This is a genomic window from Methanosaeta sp. UBA356, assembly GCF_002496465.1.
In the GTDB taxonomy this organism is placed as follows: Archaea; Halobacteriota; Methanosarcinia; order Methanotrichales; family Methanotrichaceae; genus Methanothrix; species Methanothrix soehngenii.
In genome coordinates, this window is record NZ_DAKC01000069.1 from 18,378 (window position 1) to 33,540 (window position 15,163).

At 53.8% G+C, this 15,163-nt stretch carries 16 protein-coding genes; 2 read left to right on the forward strand and 14 right to left on the reverse strand.

Annotation, left to right across the window (positions count from 1 at the left end; translation table 11 throughout):
- Positions 1-117 precede the first annotated feature (117 nt).
- Complete coding sequence (locus tag BP727_RS06180) at positions 118-666, forward strand: hypothetical protein (protein ID WP_273278651.1); 549 nt, start codon at positions 118-120, stop codon at positions 664-666.
- A gap of 43 nt (positions 667-709) precedes the next feature.
- Here BP727_RS06180 and BP727_RS06185 read toward each other — a convergent pair whose 3' ends face one another.
- The 7 genes from BP727_RS06185 to BP727_RS06215 all read right to left on the reverse strand — a co-directional run bounded on the left by BP727_RS06185 (position 710) and on the right by BP727_RS06215 (position 5,238).
- Entirely contained in the window at positions 710-1,885 is a 1,176-nt protein-coding gene (locus BP727_RS06185; protein WP_273271539.1) for an NAD(P)/FAD-dependent oxidoreductase, read from the reverse strand.
- Positions 1,882-2,052, reverse strand: coding sequence for a 4Fe-4S binding protein (locus BP727_RS06190; protein ID WP_013720573.1), 171 nt, complete (start codon positions 2,050-2,052; stop codon positions 1,882-1,884). Before BP727_RS06190 ends, BP727_RS06185 begins: the two co-directional genes overlap by 4 nt.
- A gap of 15 nt (positions 2,053-2,067) precedes the next feature.
- The gene (locus tag BP727_RS06195) at positions 2,068-2,337 is read right to left on the reverse strand and encodes an acylphosphatase (RefSeq protein WP_273278650.1); all 270 of its coding nucleotides are present in this window, start codon (positions 2,335-2,337) and stop codon (positions 2,068-2,070) included.
- Positions 2,338-3,003, reverse strand: a complete 666-nt coding sequence (gene tpiA / locus BP727_RS06200; protein ID WP_013720571.1) for a triose-phosphate isomerase — start codon at positions 3,001-3,003, stop codon at positions 2,338-2,340. It lies immediately after the preceding gene.
- Positions 3,004-3,029: 26 nt separating this feature from the next.
- Positions 3,030-3,533 carry a hypothetical protein gene (locus BP727_RS06205; RefSeq protein WP_273271538.1) on the reverse strand — a complete coding sequence of 168 codons (504 nt, stop codon included), beginning with the start codon at positions 3,531-3,533 and terminating at the stop codon, positions 3,030-3,032.
- A gap of 39 nt (positions 3,534-3,572) precedes the next feature.
- Entirely contained in the window at positions 3,573-4,184 is a 612-nt protein-coding gene (locus BP727_RS06210) for a ribbon-helix-helix protein, CopG family (protein WP_286857890.1), read from the reverse strand.
- Positions 4,185-4,782: 598 nt separating this feature from the next.
- Entirely contained in the window at positions 4,783-5,238 is a 456-nt protein-coding gene (locus BP727_RS06215) for a DUF1003 domain-containing protein (protein ID WP_276837024.1), read from the reverse strand.
- A 231-nt stretch (positions 5,239-5,469) separates the two neighbouring features.
- Between BP727_RS06215 and BP727_RS06220 the strand changes: the two genes are divergently transcribed.
- Positions 5,470-5,979 carry a hypothetical protein gene (locus BP727_RS06220; RefSeq protein WP_276837025.1) on the forward strand — a complete coding sequence of 170 codons (510 nt, stop codon included), beginning with the start codon at positions 5,470-5,472 and terminating at the stop codon, positions 5,977-5,979.
- A gap of 465 nt (positions 5,980-6,444) precedes the next feature.
- Here BP727_RS06220 and BP727_RS06225 read toward each other — a convergent pair whose 3' ends face one another.
- The 7 genes from BP727_RS06225 to fdhF form a co-directional block, all read right to left on the reverse strand.
- Positions 6,445-7,290, reverse strand: coding sequence for a CoB--CoM heterodisulfide reductase iron-sulfur subunit B family protein (locus BP727_RS06225; protein ID WP_286857893.1), 846 nt, complete (start codon positions 7,288-7,290; stop codon positions 6,445-6,447).
- The gene (locus BP727_RS06230) at positions 7,287-7,817 is read right to left on the reverse strand and encodes a 4Fe-4S dicluster domain-containing protein (protein ID WP_286857895.1); all 531 of its coding nucleotides are present in this window, start codon (positions 7,815-7,817) and stop codon (positions 7,287-7,289) included. Before BP727_RS06230 ends, BP727_RS06225 begins: the two co-directional genes overlap by 4 nt.
- Positions 7,817-8,923 carry a 4Fe-4S binding protein gene (locus tag BP727_RS06235; protein WP_286857897.1) on the reverse strand — a complete coding sequence of 369 codons (1,107 nt, stop codon included), beginning with the start codon at positions 8,921-8,923 and terminating at the stop codon, positions 7,817-7,819. Before BP727_RS06235 ends, BP727_RS06230 begins: the two co-directional genes overlap by 1 nt.
- On the reverse strand, positions 8,920-9,252 hold the full coding sequence (locus tag BP727_RS06240) for a 4Fe-4S binding protein (RefSeq protein WP_052297588.1): 333 nt from the start codon (positions 9,250-9,252) through the stop codon (positions 8,920-8,922). Before BP727_RS06240 ends, BP727_RS06235 begins: the two co-directional genes overlap by 4 nt.
- The gene (gene hdrA2, locus BP727_RS06245; RefSeq protein ID WP_013720564.1) at positions 9,239-11,674 is read right to left on the reverse strand and encodes a CoB-CoM heterodisulfide reductase HdrA2; all 2,436 of its coding nucleotides are present in this window, start codon (positions 11,672-11,674) and stop codon (positions 9,239-9,241) included. Before hdrA2 ends, BP727_RS06240 begins: the two co-directional genes overlap by 14 nt.
- Positions 11,675-11,738: 64 nt before the next feature.
- Positions 11,739-12,344: a toll/interleukin-1 receptor domain-containing protein gene (locus tag BP727_RS06250; protein ID WP_273278646.1), complete on the reverse strand. Its 606-nt coding sequence runs from the start codon at positions 12,342-12,344 to the stop codon at positions 11,739-11,741.
- Positions 12,345-12,351: 7 nt separating this feature from the next.
- The gene (fdhF, locus tag BP727_RS06255) at positions 12,352-15,105 is read right to left on the reverse strand and encodes a formate dehydrogenase subunit alpha (protein ID WP_286857901.1); all 2,754 of its coding nucleotides are present in this window, start codon (positions 15,103-15,105) and stop codon (positions 12,352-12,354) included.
- Positions 15,106-15,163: the final 58 nt, after the last annotated feature.

Below are 15,163 nucleotides of genomic sequence, written 5' to 3' on the forward strand. Positions count from 1 at the left end.
AATAGAGTTAAATAATTAATTTAGGGAGAATAATTTAGTATAAGTTTGAAAATTTTTTTATAATCGTAATTTATTCGTCCCGATATAGATATATCTCGTAAGGTCCTTTGGTTCTCTATGATAGCCATCGAGATTGACAAAAGGGATCTGGATGAGCTGACAAAGACTGAGGTTAAAAACCTACCGGGGGCACTTTTTGCCGGTGCCAGTCCTCTTCTTAAGCCCTTTATGAAAAAGCTGGAAGCTCTTTTGCCCCAGGAGAATAAGGGCCGGGGGGATAGCTATGTGCTCTGTGCCCTTCATTCTCATATAGATGAGGTGCATGCCGACGAGAGTCAGATCGTTGTCAAAAGCAGCGATGAAGTCGTCAAGATTCGTCGCGAAGAGCTGGCAAAGCTGATGGATGAGAGATATCCGACCACTGGCCACCAGCGGCTCAACCTGCCCGGACTGCTGTTTTTGCAGAGCGGCCCGGCACTGCAGTCCGCCAGCGCCATGATCCTCCGCCGGGAGCATAAATTGCGCATCCCCGATGGCCGCCGGACCATGCGCTACATCTTCCATATGGGCGTGGTGACGCTCGATGCGGATAAAGAGAAGATAAAAATCGGCTTTGACCTGGAGAGGCTGCCAAAAAAGGCAGATGGCACCTCCACCCTGGAATAAGCCAAAGCCATATTCAGAATCCAGATCCTTTGGAGCCTGGCAACTATGTTATCAGGTGGCGCAACTCCCAGAGAAGCTTGGGATTCAACCGGAAGAGCACCCGCAAGAGGCCAGGCAGATCCAATTTGGATATGTCCTCCTTTGCCAGGGAACCGATCAGCATATTGAGATCTTTGTCGGTCAGCTTTACGAAGAACTCCTTGAACTCCAGGCTGCGAGCCAGGTGCCTGCCTATGCCCTCTCGCCAGCGTTCCTCATACTCTCGAAGCCCCTCTTTCGTGACGTTGCCTGCGGCAACAGCTTTTGCTGCCACCCCTCCGGCGATGACGCCTGCCTCCATGGCATTGAGAATCCCCCCTCCAGTCAGTGGATCGGTCTGGCGGGCGGCATCTCCAACCAACATAACGCCGTCAGCAGTGGCCGACTGGATGGGCCCGGAGCAGGGATCTCCTCCTACCACCATCTCCACTATCTTGCCATTGGGAAAGTGCTTTTTTGTAAATTCCCGCAGCAGACGGATGGCTTCACCGGGCCTGGATCGGCTTCCAAGGACTCCCAGTCCGACGTTGGCCAGCTTCTCCCCTTTGGGAAAGGACCAGGCGTACCCTGAAGGAGCAATGCTGTTTCCCAAGTAGAACTTGGTGTAGTCATCATCGATTCCCGGATCCAATACCAGAAACTGGGCGCAGGATTCGATGTCCTTGAGGTTGAGCGTGGTGTCAATACCCGCCCAACGGCCTACCTTTGACTCTACGCCATCCGCACCGATGATGATCGGGGCTTCGATTTTCAGAGGATCTCCCACTTGAATGGCATTAACGCCATAGGGAACACCATCATTCATCAGAAGGCCGGCGGCGCGAGTCTTGACCAGCACTCGGGCCCCGGCGCGGGCGGCTTGCATAGCCAGGGCCCGGTCGAAGACCTTTCTCTCTAAAACGTAGCCAACCTCGCTTCCGCTCCTATCCTCGGACATGACTATGCTGCTTCCGTCTGGAGAGTAGATCTTGGCGCCCTTCACCTCAGAGGCGATCCACTCCGCCTCTGGCTTGACCATCTTGCATAAGGCCCTCTTGCCCACCCCCTCAGCGCAGCGAACGGGATCGCCGATCTCCTGGCGCTTCTCCAGCAGGACCACATTCAGGCCTGCCTCTGCCGCCGTCTTTGCGGCCATTGAGCCGCCTGGGCCCGCTCCAACCACTATCACATCGCATTTCATGCCTCGACCTCTAGCGCTCCCACCGGACATATCTTGGTGCAGATGCCGCACTCTTTGCAGTCTGCGGAAATCTCCAGCCAGGTCTCCACCAGCTCCAGGGCACATGTCGGGCATACGCTGACGCAGGCACCACAGTAGCAGCACTTGTATCTGTTGACGGTAAGCAATAAATCACATCCATTTTAATATTTTATTTCAAAGTCATTATAGCCTTTGGCCTCGATCTCCGAGAGCTCCATTCCCAAGACCACGGAACCGGAAGGACCGGACTTCATAGCCTTGAGCATCTCTCCCACCTGTCGTCTCTCTCCCTCCAGCACCGCCTCCACTCCGCCCCCGGGAATATTTCGCACCCATCCATTGATTCCCAGGGATTTGGCTCGGTCACGGGTATAGGCGCGATAATAAACACCCTGCACCCGGCCAGAAACCCTGACGTGCACCGACATCATCTATTTTGCCCCAGTCACAAGATCCTCTAAAGCCTGACGCTGATCCTTGGCTTTAATGATTCCCGATGCCAGCAAGACGCCCTCCGATCCCAGGTCCAGAGCGCTTCTCAGATCCTCGCCATGGGTTATCCCCGCGCCGCAAAGGACCCCCACACGAGGGGCGATTTTCTTGACCGCGCTGACAGAATCGCTAACCACGTTGGGATTGGCCTTGGATACCGGAATTCCGCTTCCTATGAGCTCTGGAGGCTCCACTGCCACATAATCAGGTTCAAGAGCTGCCGCAGCCCTGGTGGTGGCCACGTTGTTGGTGCAGATGATGCTCGCGAGGCCAAGATCCCGGCAGGCGGAGAGGGAGGCTTCCATATCGGCCAGCTTGATCCTTCTCTCCGAGTGGTTTATGAGTGAACCTCTCGCACCTGCTGCTTTTATGGAAGCGGCGGTCACGTGTCCGGTAAATCCGCCATAGCCAACGCCATCTACATGCTGGGCATAGACCGGAATTTTTACCTCACGAGATATGGCATGGATGTCTGCCGTCTGGGGTGCCACTATCATCTGCACAGAATAGTCCCTGGCGATATCCTCGCAGATCTCGGCCAGGCGCAGAGCCTCCGGGCCTGTAGACTCACGGTAGGTCTTGAAATTGAGCACAATTATGGTCATATTCTTCCTCGGCTTCCGGTGCGATCTCAGTGGACATATAAATTTTGGCTGCAATCGTCTCTTATGTCGCGATAGCACTTCTCATAAACATGCTCTGCAGCGCATTCGCCACAGGTTTTCATCATCATCTTCCCTTTAAATATGAAAGCGATCAAAGGCAGCATTCCCCTCTCTTCTCTATGGATCAGGTGATAGATCAGTCCCTCAGGCTGGGAGTAGTCGAGGATCACCGGCTCTATTTCTCTGTGCTCAATGATGAATCTCTCAAGGACCGGGTAGCAGCGCTGGCAGATGGCGCAGTCCTTCCTGCCGATAAATAGCAGCACCAGCCCCTCTCTCTTTTCAATTTCCCCTGCCAGGGCCATGGCCGGCCCATAAGAATCCTCCAAAAATGTGGATACGATCTCCGATACCTCGTCTGAGGATAGCAGATATTTTCTAGACAGCTCCAGGCTTATCTCTTCCTGCTTTGCGGCGATGAAGTCCTCTGCCAGGGAGATAAGATCCATGGAAGGGGAAACGTCATTCATCTTCGCGGGGGTATGATCCTTCTAGGGGATTAATTTTTCTTATAGATCATGAATTACTTTGATCCTGAGCTTGGAGAAGTCCTCTTTGATCTCCACCAAAAAGCCCATGCCATCGAAGATCTCCTCTAATTCCTTGAGGACGAACTTCTTGGGGGCATCCGATCCGAAGATCAGAGTGAACTCGTTCTTGCCGGTCTTATTCATGGTAAATAGGTTGCAGATCTCCAGCCGCCGGAGGATGGTCTCTGCATTGAAGAGCTTGTGCTTGAACTGCTCGGCATGGGCCCGGCTGACCTCTTTATGCAGGCTCCAGAACTTCTCTTTATCAGGATGCGTCTCGATGAAGCTCAAGAACAGTATCCAGTGGTCAATATCAAGGATGACATGCTCCCCGGCAGAGAGCATCTCTGCATGGGTGTAGACCTTGTTGTCCTCCGCATATTCAAAGAGCAACTTATGTTTGCCAAAGAACTTCAGAGACTCTCGCATCAGCTCGCTCTGGGACATGTTCGAGTCCTCTTTCATCTTCTTGAACAGGCCAGCTGTCTCTTCGTCCAGTGCTATGGTGATCCTTTCCGGCGACTTCATTTCATCCTCTGCGATATTCCTGCTAAATTGCTGCTCGCCACGGTTCAATGCTTCTGCCAACATCTTCGTGCTTATGCTATATTACCTTTATCTGGCATTAGCTTTTTATATCCATATCGGAAAAGGGTTTCCTTTGCACTACTATTTATTTATTGCTGAACAGGCCCTTTCATCATGCGCACCGATATTGTTATATTCAAAAGAGATGTGAAAACCTCACATGGACTCTTGGATGAATGATAGGGAAAGATATTCTGCAAAGGATAAGAATAAGCTGGAGAAGGGATCTGGTTTTGTCAAGATCTGGACGCTTCTAAGCAACTGGGTCTACAGGGTAATATCCTGGTAGCACGCCCTTTTCTGCGGGCAATCGATACAGGGAAAGTATATTTTTTTTATAATTTTATATAATATATTTTAATAAAATATTATGGGCTCAGATCAACAGGTTAAAAAAACTGTGCGGCCAGGAAGGCCAGAACCCGCAGCACCCTGAATGGGTCGCTCTTCTCATCCCTCGCCCGCTGGGCCGCCTGGATCATTATATTCGACTCCTCGCTATTGAATCGGAAAAACTCTATGTCTCAGCGCATCTTTCCATGAAAACACACCTCAAAGATCCAGGAGTTGGCAGGCCACACGAGATTCCCTTCTGGCAATATTATTCTGCCTTTTCCATTTTGCTCTTCAAGGCAAGGAGCTCACGATACATCTCCTCTAGTGCTCTATTCTGAGCGGCAAAATTGTCCAAGACAGCTTTGGACTCTTCCTCTGCGCGAAGATTCATTAGATAATCATTATGAGCTTTTAGGCGATCCTGGCGATTTTGGCTCATCAGGATTAAAGACGCGGTGTAGGCAGACTGCAATGAGAAGATCAAGTTCATGAAGATGAACGGATAGGGATCCCAGGCTTGCATGTAGGCAGTTACATTGAGCAGCACCCAAACTGCCACAAGAATCGATTGTGCGAGTATGAATCGCCATGACCCCAAGTTCCTGTAAACCCAATCGGCAAACTTCTCTCCTTGACTGGATGGGCCAGGATCCATATCACTCAGCTCTTGAACAGGAGGATGATCATGCTTGAACGGTTCGGGAAATTCTAGTTTTCTCAAATTTTAACCCTCTGAAAAGTCCATATATGATTGGACAGCATTATATGCATCGACTAATGTGGCCTGTTATATGTTTTGAGAGATCGCTGCATAGCGCAGCCCTGCTCTTGCCTGCTCGGGACATAGCCACGATCCTGCGAAAGGATTAAATCACGGATTTCTCAGACATCTCGCAAGCCACCGCAACGACTTTAAATAGATAGAGTCCACCTGAGGGGCCAAAGTGAAAAAATGCCATTAATTGATATTCAATTAGCTGTGTCAGGCTTGGATTCTAGAACTCTGGAGCAGGCGGGGATCATTGCAAACTTCTTGGCTGGCTTCCTTCTGGCCTCAGATTATTTACTTTTTAATGATAAAATAAATAAAATAAATGAATATTTAGAGCTTTATTTATCAAAAAGATACAATAGGTTTTCTAAGAGAGTTAAGAATTATTCAAAATGGAATAGACGTTTTATATTTACTCTACTTTTCTTGGTTATTTCACTGTCTGTTTATCAATTCATATCTAATTCCGCGACCAGCTTGCTGGATTACATGACATACTACTATGGCTTTGCAAAACTTGTTCTCATACCATTACGCAGAGTGCTCCTTGTATCTTTATCGATCCTGGCAGTGATGTTCATTCTCCTGTTCATCGCTCGATCCACACCAAAGAAGATGATTGGCGCATTCGCTATTTTGCTCTTTATGTTTGGGAATATATTGCTCTTTCTCAGCACCGTCATTGAGTAGCTGAAATTGGCTGAGACAGAACCATACCTCGCATATTTGGAGCGAGAGAAGAAGAGGCTCCTCGCTATGTAGTATGGATGAACTTGAATCGCAAATTCTCTGTATCCTTTTGCCCCTGTGGTGAACCGCTATGCTCTGACCCAACCACAGAGGAACAGAGACTATAACCGCTGCCGTACCTCACCCAAATAATTCAGCAAAGAGCCATAAACCACAAAGCACACAAAGACCGCACCAAGGATTATTGGGCTATCAAGAACTGGATTACCTTTGCGAGGCCTTTGTGATCTTTGTGCTCTTTGTGGTTAATATCCGTTATCTGCAATCCAATCAAACCACAGAGGCGCATAGGAACAGATGGCTGTTCTCAGCCGCGCCTGACCCACATAATTAAGCGAAGAGCCGAAGAAAATATTGCCTCATAGAATAAAAGCAAGCCAGGTGGCAGCCTCCTGCCATTCTCCTCTACTGCTCCGCCATCCTCTCGTATATCCGCTCCATCATCGGAATGGGCGATACGGCATTCATATCCATTCCCAGATCGTCCGGCCCCAGGCCCAGTGCGATGCCCACCAGCTGGGTCACATAGAGAACTGGAATCCCTATCTCCTCGCCATACCTCTGTTCCACCGACCTCTGCTTGGTATCCAGCATGAACTGGCACAGAGGGCAGACGGTGATGATGACCTCCGCTCCCGCCTCCTTGGCGTCTTTCAGGATTCGATAGGCGGTCTCATTGGCAGCCTCCTCCTTGGGCATGAATATCGGCCCGCCACAGCAGAAGGTCTTCCGCCGGAAGTCAACAGCGTCCGCCTGCAGAATCCGGATCAGCTTCTCCAGGACAACGGGATACTCCGGGCTGTACACCCCAGGAGGACGTGAGAGGAGGCAGCCATAATAAGCAGCTACCTTCAGCTCCTTTAAAGGAACCACAATCCCCTGGTCATCCTTCTCCAGAACCTCGAGGATCACATCCAGAGCGTGCCGAATCTTCGCTCCTTTGTACTCCTTCTCCAGGACGGAATTCACTTTGGCTCTGATCTCCACATCCTCCAGCTTCATGGCCGCCGCCCTGAGGTTGCTGTAGCAGATGGAGCAGGAGGTCACTATATCCAGCTCGGTCTGGGACATGTTCCGGGCAGCAAGCCCCGTGGCCACCATCTCATTGGAGACGTGAGTTGCCCCGCAGCAGTTCCAATCCTCCAGCTCCTCCAGCTCGATTTCAAGGCTCGAAAAGACCGCTCTGGTTGACCTGTCCATCTCCTTTCCCGTGGAGAGAGAAACGCAACCCGGATAGTAAGCCAGCTTCATTTGCCCAACTCCTCCATAATCCTCTTGACCTCATCCTTTCCTTTTACCTGCTCTCTCTCCAGGGTTATCTTGCCCCGGGGGAGAAGCTCCAGGCCCACCTTCATGGACTGAACAGTCCCTTGGGGATAGAAGAGCAAGAACTCGCCGATGAGAGGAAGCTCGCTTATCCGACCGTATTCCTCGATCTGCTTATTGAAGAGGTGGTCGTAGTTCTTTCCAGGGCTTTCTATCTTCTCCCTGTCCGCCAGCTCCTTCAGAGCGGACACGACCATCTTCGGCCTTATTCCCCGGGGACAACGCACAGTGCACAATAGGCAGGATGTGCACAGCCACAGAGTCTCATTGTGCAGGGCCTCCTCCCGTCTGCCCTCCAGACAGAGCTTGACCAAATTTCTTATGCTCGGGTTCATAAGATGAGCCGTGGGGCAGCTGGCCGAGCAGGTGCCGCACTGAATGCAGGTCCTGACCTTCTCTCCTGCCAGCCTTAATACCTCGTTCTTGAAATCCTCTTCGATTGCCGTGGCCATTACACTGCCCCCGCGTTCTCTTCTCTTGCCTTCTTCCTCTTCTTTTCAGCCTCGTGGAGCCTCTCTACAATCTTCTGGCTCGCCTTATCCGGCGGCTCGTTCTCCATGATCTGACGGATCTTGGGCTTGGCCAGCATTGGCACCAGCGGCTTTAAGGCTTCATCCACCATCTTCAGAAGCTCGGGATCCACCTTCGGCGCCTCCGGAGCGGGCAGGGGCGTCCTATCGATCTTGGGCGGGACCACAGCGCCGCTCACATCCGGTATCTTCCGCTCGCCGGTCAATATGGTACGAATCGCCTCCTTCCACTCCTCTGCCCAGGGGGTCTCCTTTACCTCCGTATGGCTGACCTCAGTCCTCTGCACATCAATAGCCGAGACGGGACAGGCCTTCTCGCAGGCCCCGCAGAGGATGCACTGATCTTCCACCGGAGCGGCTTTGCCCCGCTCGTCCACATACCAGCATTTGGCAGGGCAGACGTTGAAGCAGGCCAGACAGCCCAGGGGATCGCATCGAACGAGGTTCTTCTCCACCATCTTGATCTCCCCCTGGAAGGGCTTGGATATGTCCATGCCCTCATAGGGGCAGACCAGAGCGCATCTGCCGCAGCCAATACATAGGCTCTCATCGACCTTTATCTTCCCCTCGATCTTCGGCTCCTCATCAAGCTTTAGAGGCTCGCCCTCGACAGCGATCGCCTCCTCCGGACAGAGGGGGACGCACAGCCCGCAGTAGTCGCAAAGATCCTCGTCTATCAGCAGCTGCTCATAAGGCACCAGATCGCGGGGATCCCGATCCTTTTCCACTTTATCGACCAGAAGGAAGGCCTTGCAGAACCTGGCGCACCGTCCGCAGAGGTTGCACTTCTCCTGATCTATGGAGATCTTCCCTTCAATCCCCTCCCGAAGGGGTCCAAAATCCTCCCGAGTCTTGTCAAAGGTCACCTTGATCGCTTCCGTCGGGCAGACGGGCTCGCAGAGCAGGCAGGGCAGACACTTCTCATTTGGCTTCGCCTCGGCCATGAGCCTGGGATACTCCTCCCTCTCTCTGAAGTCGACCGGCTTTGGAATTGCCTTTTCTGTTGTCTCACACACATTTTCAGTCATGCTTTTGCTTCGGCAGCCTCTGCCGCCTCTGGCTCAGCCTTTTTCTCCACAACTCTCATTTCGAAGGCCTTCATTGGACAGAAGTTCACGCACATCCCACAGAATACGCAAAGATCTTGGTCTATCAACACAGGCGGCGCATCCAGGCCTTTGGCGATCTCCTTCAGCGGCCCCTCCTGCAAGGCTTTTTTGGGGCAGATGGCAACGCAAATGGAGCATCCGGCGCATTTCTTATAATCGTAATCCAGGATCTTCTCGCTATCCTTGGTCCTCTGCTTGGCCAGGATATGGGATCCTTCCACCTCCATGTCCTTCTCAATCTCCATCATGCTGCCCCTCACCTCCCTTGGCCATCGTGCTTTCCGATTGTATCTCTGCTTCCTTTGTGGCATCCTCTCCAGGCCCTTTTCTCCTCTTATCCAGCTCAGTTCCTATGGGGCCGATGGCCTTCAGCTCCCCGATGAACTCCCTCAGATCCTGAGCATAGATCTCGCCCTCGCTGGCCGCACACCAGACGATCTTGACCCTCCCCGGATTTATGCCGATCTTCTCCAGGACACCCTTCAATACATTCACCCTCTGCAGAGCCTGGTAGTTCCCATCATGGTAATGGCATTCGCCTATGCGGCAGCCGGCGATGAGCACTCCATCCGCCCCTCGCCGTAAGGCCTCCAGGACGAAGCTGGGATCCACCCGCGCCGAACACATCACCCGGATGTTGCGGGCATTGGTGGGATACTGAATGCGAGAGGTACCGGCGAGATCGGCGGCACCGTAGCTGCACCAGTTGCACAAAAATGCGATGATAAGGGGAAACTCCTTCTTCACCTCGGTCGCCGCTCTGATCTGGGCCAGGATCTGCTCATCTGAGAAGAGTCGCATCTTGATGGCATCCACTGGACAAGCGGCAGCACACGACCCACAGCCTTTGCAGGCTGCCTCGTCCACATAAGCCGGGCTCTTCACAGAGATGGCCTTCTGAGGGCAGACATCGACGCACAGCTTGCACTTGATGCACAGATCGGGATCCACATAGGCTGATGTGGGCTCCAGATCCAAGAATCCCTTCTGCAATAGCCTTATGGCCTTGGCGGCGGCAGCACTGCCCTGAGCTATGGATATGGGGATCTCCTTGGGCCCGGAGGCGCACCCGGCGATGAACACCCCATCGATATGAGCCTCTACCGGCCTCATCTTGGGGTGAGCGATCTCAAAGAACCTGTCCGGCCTGCGGGAGAGGCCGAGAAGGTTGCCCAGGACGTCCGCGCTCTTATCCGGCTCCAGGCCCACGGATAGGACAGCGATATCGTGCCGGACCCTCTTTATCTCTCCAGTCTGGGTGTCCTCAAAGCGGAGATAGATATCGCCATCAACCTCCTCGATGCTGGATACGCGGGCGCGAACGAAGTTTATCCCCAGCATCTGAGCCCGCACATAGAACTCCTCATAACCTTCTCCGCATGCTCTGATATCGATATAATAGATGGTGATATCCGAGCCGGGGTACTTCTCAGCGATCAGCTGGGCATTCTTCAGCGAGGCCATGCAGCAGATCCGAGAGCAATATATGTTGCCGACTGTGGCATCTCTGGAGCCGACACACTGCAAGAAAGCTATGGACTGGGCGACCTGGCCCGTGCTCGGCCGGACAACCTCGCCCTTGGTCGGGCCGGAGGCATTGAGCATCCTCTCCATCTGCAGAGTGGTGACGACATCCCTGAGCCTGCCAAAGCCGTACTCCTCCTTCCGGGCAGCGTCAAAGGGCTGCCATCCAGTGGCCACGATTATGGCCCCCACATTGATCGTGAAGTGCTCGACAACCTGATCCAGCTTGACCGCCTGGGTGGGGCAGGACTCCACACACCGGCCGCAGCCGATGCATGCCTTGGGGTCTACGCATGCCGACAGAGGAACGGCCTGTGGATAGGGCACATAGATGGCTTTTCTCTTGCCGATGCCAAAGTCGTACTCATTGGGCACCTCCACTGGACAGACGTCTGCGCATTCGTTTATGCAGCCTTTGCAGAGGACGGGGTCCACATAGCGCGCCCGGTGAACTCCAGATACTGTGAAGTTGCCCACGCTGCCCTCCACCCCCAGGACCTCGGAATAGGTGTAGAGGGTGATATTGGGATGGTTGAAGACCTCGGACATCTTGGGGCCCAGAACGCAGATGGAGCAGTCGTTGGTGGGAAAGACGTCTGTGAGCAGGGCCATGTAACCGCCGATGGTCGGCCGGCGTTCCACCAAAAACACATGAAAGCCCGCATCCGCCAGGTCCAGGGCGGCAGCGATCCCGGCCACGCCTCCTCCTACTACCATCACATCCTTGTTAACCGGTATCTGCTCCTGCTCTAAGGGCTGCAGGAGGGCGGCCTTGGCCACGGCCATTGATATCAGGTCCTTGGCCTTCTCCGTGGCCATGGCTGGCAGGTCCATGTGCACCCAGGAGCAATGCTCCCGGATGTTGGCCATCTCCAGCATATAGGGGTTCAGCCCGGCCTTGGCAATGGCCCGGCGAAATGTGGGCTCATGCAGTCTGGGCGAGCAGGCGGCCACCACGATCCTATCTAGCTTATATTCAGCAATATCCTTTTGAATCTGCTCCTGCCCAATATCCGAGCAGGAGAACTGCAGATCTCTGGCCACGGCCACATCAGGCAGCTTCTCGGCGAAGCTCTTCAGCTCTTCAATATCCAAGACGCCGGCGATATTCAGGCCGCAATGACATACATAAACACCAATGGGCATGGACTTCAGGTAGTATGATCTCCTTAATTCACTTAAACCTATGCAAGGGAAAAAAAGCCATTTGTCAAAAATTTTCTATGAACTTCTGGGGTTTCAGCGATTCTTGCTCCCCAGGCAGAGGTTCGAATGTCCGCGGGTCGAGCAGGATTGTGTTCTGACAGTAGCTGCAGATCGTCTCCAGGAAGATTCCCTTTTCCAGGGCAGAGTCCACCTCATCCTGGTCGGTCAGATACTGGGTCATCTCCTCTCCACATTGGGGGCAGACCACCCGAAGCCACTCCAGACGGCTCAACTCCCGGATGCTTTTGATCAAGATGCCTATGGCATCGGCAAAACTCTCCCTTCTGAAGGGTAAAGCTCGCAATTGATCGATCAGAAAAGGAAGCTGAGCGCCCTCCTCTTGCAAGGGAATGATCAGTTGGTCAATGCCCCTGGCCAGACCTATCTCCTGGCAGAGGGTTGGAGAACGACTTCCCTTCCGGGTTGCCAGAGCCACCAGGCACTCGGAGTTCCTTATGGCAAAGGACACCCTATCGGCAAGAGAGATAGCAGGCGATTGATTGTACAGGGCGACATAGCTTTCCAGGCCCACCCGCCCCAGCGCTAGCGAGAGCCGCAGAGCCAGGTCTTCATCATCCGGATCGTAGGAAATGTAAACTTTAGAGATCATCCAATCATTACGCCTTTAACTTTTCTATCTTCACAGCGCATGCCTTGTACTCCGGAGTCTTCGCCTGAGGATCAAGAGCGGCATTGGTCAGAAGGTTGGTCAAGACATCCTGGTAATGGAACGACATGAAGGCCATGCCGCGGGAGGACTTGTCTGTAACCCTAGCTTTGGTCTTAACAGAGCCCCGCCTGGAGCTGACAACAACCGTCTCTCCGTCCTCGATCTCGAGTTCTCTGGCATCGGCAGGGCTTATCTCTATGGCCTCCTCCGGCCATACCCACATTATTCCTTTGGATCGCCTGGTCATGGATCCGCAGTTGTAATGCTCCCTTCTCCTGCCGGTGGTGAGGATCAAGGGATATTCCGCATCGGTCTGCTCAGCGGGGTACTTGTGCTGTACGGCATTGAACCTTCCCAGGCCGCAGCTGAAGCTCTCCGCATGCAGGGTCTCTGTTCCTGGATGGTCAAGGGACGGTATGGGCCACTGCAGCCCGCCGTCATCCAGCCGATCGAACTTCACTCCAGCAAACATCGGCGCCAGTGAGGCGATCTCGTCCATGATATCCGAAGGGTGGCCGTAGCTCATCGGATAGCCCATCCTCTGGGCGATCTGGCAGATCGTCAGCCAGTTCTCCTGGCCGCATAGTGCTGGTATCGCTTTTCGCACCCTTTGAATGCGCCGCTCGCCGTTAGTGAATGTTCCGTCACACTCGGCAAAGCTGGCTGCGGGCAGGATGACGTCTGCAAACCTGGTGGTCTCAGTGGGAAATATCTCCTGCACTACCAGGAAGTCCAGGGACTCCAGAGTTGATCTCACCCGGTTGGTGTCGGGCTCGGTATGGGCGGGGTCCTCTCCCAGGATGTAAAGGCCGCGGATCTCCTTTCCCGGATTGCGCTCTATCATCTGGGTGGAGGTCTGGCCGGGGACAGAAGGCAAGGCAACCTTCCAGGCTTCCTCGAACTTGGACCGGATCCCAGCATCGGTTACCGGCTGGTAGCCGACATGGACATTGGGAAGAGCCCCCATATCGCAGGCTCCCTGGACGTTGTTCTGGCCGCGCAGAGGCATGATGCCAGTCGAGCGGCGGCCAACGTTTCCAGTGAGCATTGCCAGGTTGCCCAGGGACATCACATTGGAGGTTCCAGTGGTGTGCTCAGTTATGCCCAGGCCGTAGATGATCATCGCTTTATCGGCCCTGGCATAGAGCCGGGCGGCCTCGATGATATCCTCTACGGCCACTCCGGTGATCTGGGATGCCCTTTCAGGCGGATACTCCTCCACCGTCTTTTGCAGGTTCTCAAATCCCATGGTGCGCCGGTCTATGAAATCCCGGTCCTCCAGCCCTTCTTTAAGGATCACATTCATCATTGCATTGATCAGGGCGATGCTTGTTCCAGGTTTCTGGTTGAGCCAGACCGATGCCCTGTCGACCAGCTCGATTTTGCGGGGGTCAGCGACGATTATCTTCGCACCATTTCTGGCTGCCTTGATTATCTTCAGGCTGACTACGGGGTGGGCTTCAGTGGTATTGGAGCCGATGATGAAAAGGACATCGGCGTCTTCAATCTGGTTAAAGGAGTTGGTGGCTGCTCCGCTGCCAAAGCAGGCGGCAAGACCGGTCACTGAGGGGGCATGGCAGACCCTGGCGCAGTTGTCCACATTGTTGGTTTTAAAGGCCGTCCGGGCAAGCTTTTGCACCAGATAGTTCTCCTCATTGGTGCAACGGGAAGAGGAGAGAGCCCCTAAAGAATCGGGGCCGTATCGATCTCGGATCTCTGTGAACCTCCTGGCGACCAGGTCTAAAGCCTCATCCCAGGATGCCGGCTCGAATTGACCGTTTCTCTTTATCAGAGGAGTGGTGAAGCGGTCGGGATGGTGGATGATCTCCTCCAGTCCAAAGTGGCCTTTGACGCAGGCCTGGCCCCGGTTTACCGCTCCATCCCGGCTTGGCGTGACGGATAATATTCTGTCTTCAGAGATCTTGAGATCCAGGCTGCAGCCTACGCCGCAGTAGGGGCAGATGGTGACCACGGTGCGGTCGGGCCTGATCCATTTCTCCGAACGGATGAAGAGGGCGCCGGTGGGGCAGGCGTCCACGCATGCGCCGCAGAACTTGCAGTCTGCCTCCTGCAGGGATTCGGGACCTATCCAGTGGTTGCGGTGAAAATCGGGGTTGGTAAATAGGATGCCCAGGCCGCGTACCTCGTCGCACATTCTTATACACCGGCTGCACATGATGCAGAGGTTGTAGTTGCGGTCGAAGAACGGCTCTCTTAATACCGGCATATCCCGGAAAGAGGTCTGATATCTGATCCTGTCCAAACCGGTGAAGGTGACGACCTCTTGCAGCTCGCACTGGCTGTCGTTAGGACAGTATTTGCAGCCCACTGTTACTGGAAACTTGCGCATGCACTCCCGCAGCTCGCCGCATTCGTTCTTCCTCTCGCAGAAGAGGCAGGAGGTGGGATGGTTGGTGAGGGCGAGGAGCATCTCCAGGGTATGTCGTCTCATCTCCTGGAGCTCCTCGGTGCGGGTGTGGACAACCATACCCTCGGCTGCAGGGGTATTGCAGGATAAAGGATAGTAATCCAGGCCTTCCACAGAGACGATGCAGAGCTTGCAGGAGCCTATGGGCTTCAAGTCCGGGTGGTGGCAAAGAGACGGCACATAAGAGCCCGCAATGCGGGCAGCATCGAGAATGGTGGACCCCTGGGGGACGGATACCTCTCGATCATCGATGAGCAGCTTTATTTCTGACATGTTCCCAACCGCGCCGGGACAGCGATAAGGGTTGATTGTATTTGTAGGTTGCTCTGCC

Excerpts from the sequence above, each read along its gene's own strand:
- BP727_RS06180 (WP_273278651.1), top strand. The coding sequence starts at position 118 with ATGATAGCCATCGAGATTGACAAAAGGGATCTGGATGAGCTGACAAAG.
- BP727_RS06185 (WP_273271539.1), bottom strand. The coding sequence starts at position 1,885 with ATGAAATGCGATGTGATAGTGGTTGGAGCGGGCCCAGGCGGCTCAATG.
- BP727_RS06195 (WP_273278650.1), bottom strand. The coding sequence starts at position 2,337 with ATGATGTCGGTGCACGTCAGGGTTTCTGGCCGGGTGCAGGGTGTTTAT.
- tpiA (WP_013720571.1), bottom strand. The coding sequence starts at position 3,003 with ATGACCATAATTGTGCTCAATTTCAAGACCTACCGTGAGTCTACAGGC.
- BP727_RS06205 (WP_273271538.1), bottom strand. The coding sequence starts at position 3,533 with ATGAATGACGTTTCCCCTTCCATGGATCTTATCTCCCTGGCAGAGGAC.
- BP727_RS06210 (WP_286857890.1), bottom strand. The coding sequence starts at position 4,184 with ATGTTGGCAGAAGCATTGAACCGTGGCGAGCAGCAATTTAGCAGGAAT.
- BP727_RS06220 (WP_276837025.1), top strand. The coding sequence starts at position 5,470 with ATGCCATTAATTGATATTCAATTAGCTGTGTCAGGCTTGGATTCTAGA.
- BP727_RS06225 (WP_286857893.1), bottom strand. The coding sequence starts at position 7,290 with ATGAAGCTGGCTTACTATCCGGGTTGCGTTTCTCTCTCCACGGGAAAG.
- BP727_RS06230 (WP_286857895.1), bottom strand. The coding sequence starts at position 7,817 with ATGGCCACGGCAATCGAAGAGGATTTCAAGAACGAGGTATTAAGGCTG.
- BP727_RS06235 (WP_286857897.1), bottom strand. The coding sequence starts at position 8,923 with ATGACTGAAAATGTGTGTGAGACAACAGAAAAGGCAATTCCAAAGCCG.
- BP727_RS06240 (WP_052297588.1), bottom strand. The coding sequence starts at position 9,252 with ATGATGGAGATTGAGAAGGACATGGAGGTGGAAGGATCCCATATCCTG.
- hdrA2 (WP_013720564.1), bottom strand. The coding sequence starts at position 11,674 with ATGCCCATTGGTGTTTATGTATGTCATTGCGGCCTGAATATCGCCGGC.
- BP727_RS06250 (WP_273278646.1), bottom strand. The coding sequence starts at position 12,344 with ATGATCTCTAAAGTTTACATTTCCTACGATCCGGATGATGAAGACCTG.
- fdhF (WP_286857901.1), bottom strand. The coding sequence starts at position 15,105 with ATGTCAGAAATAAAGCTGCTCATCGATGATCGAGAGGTATCCGTCCCC.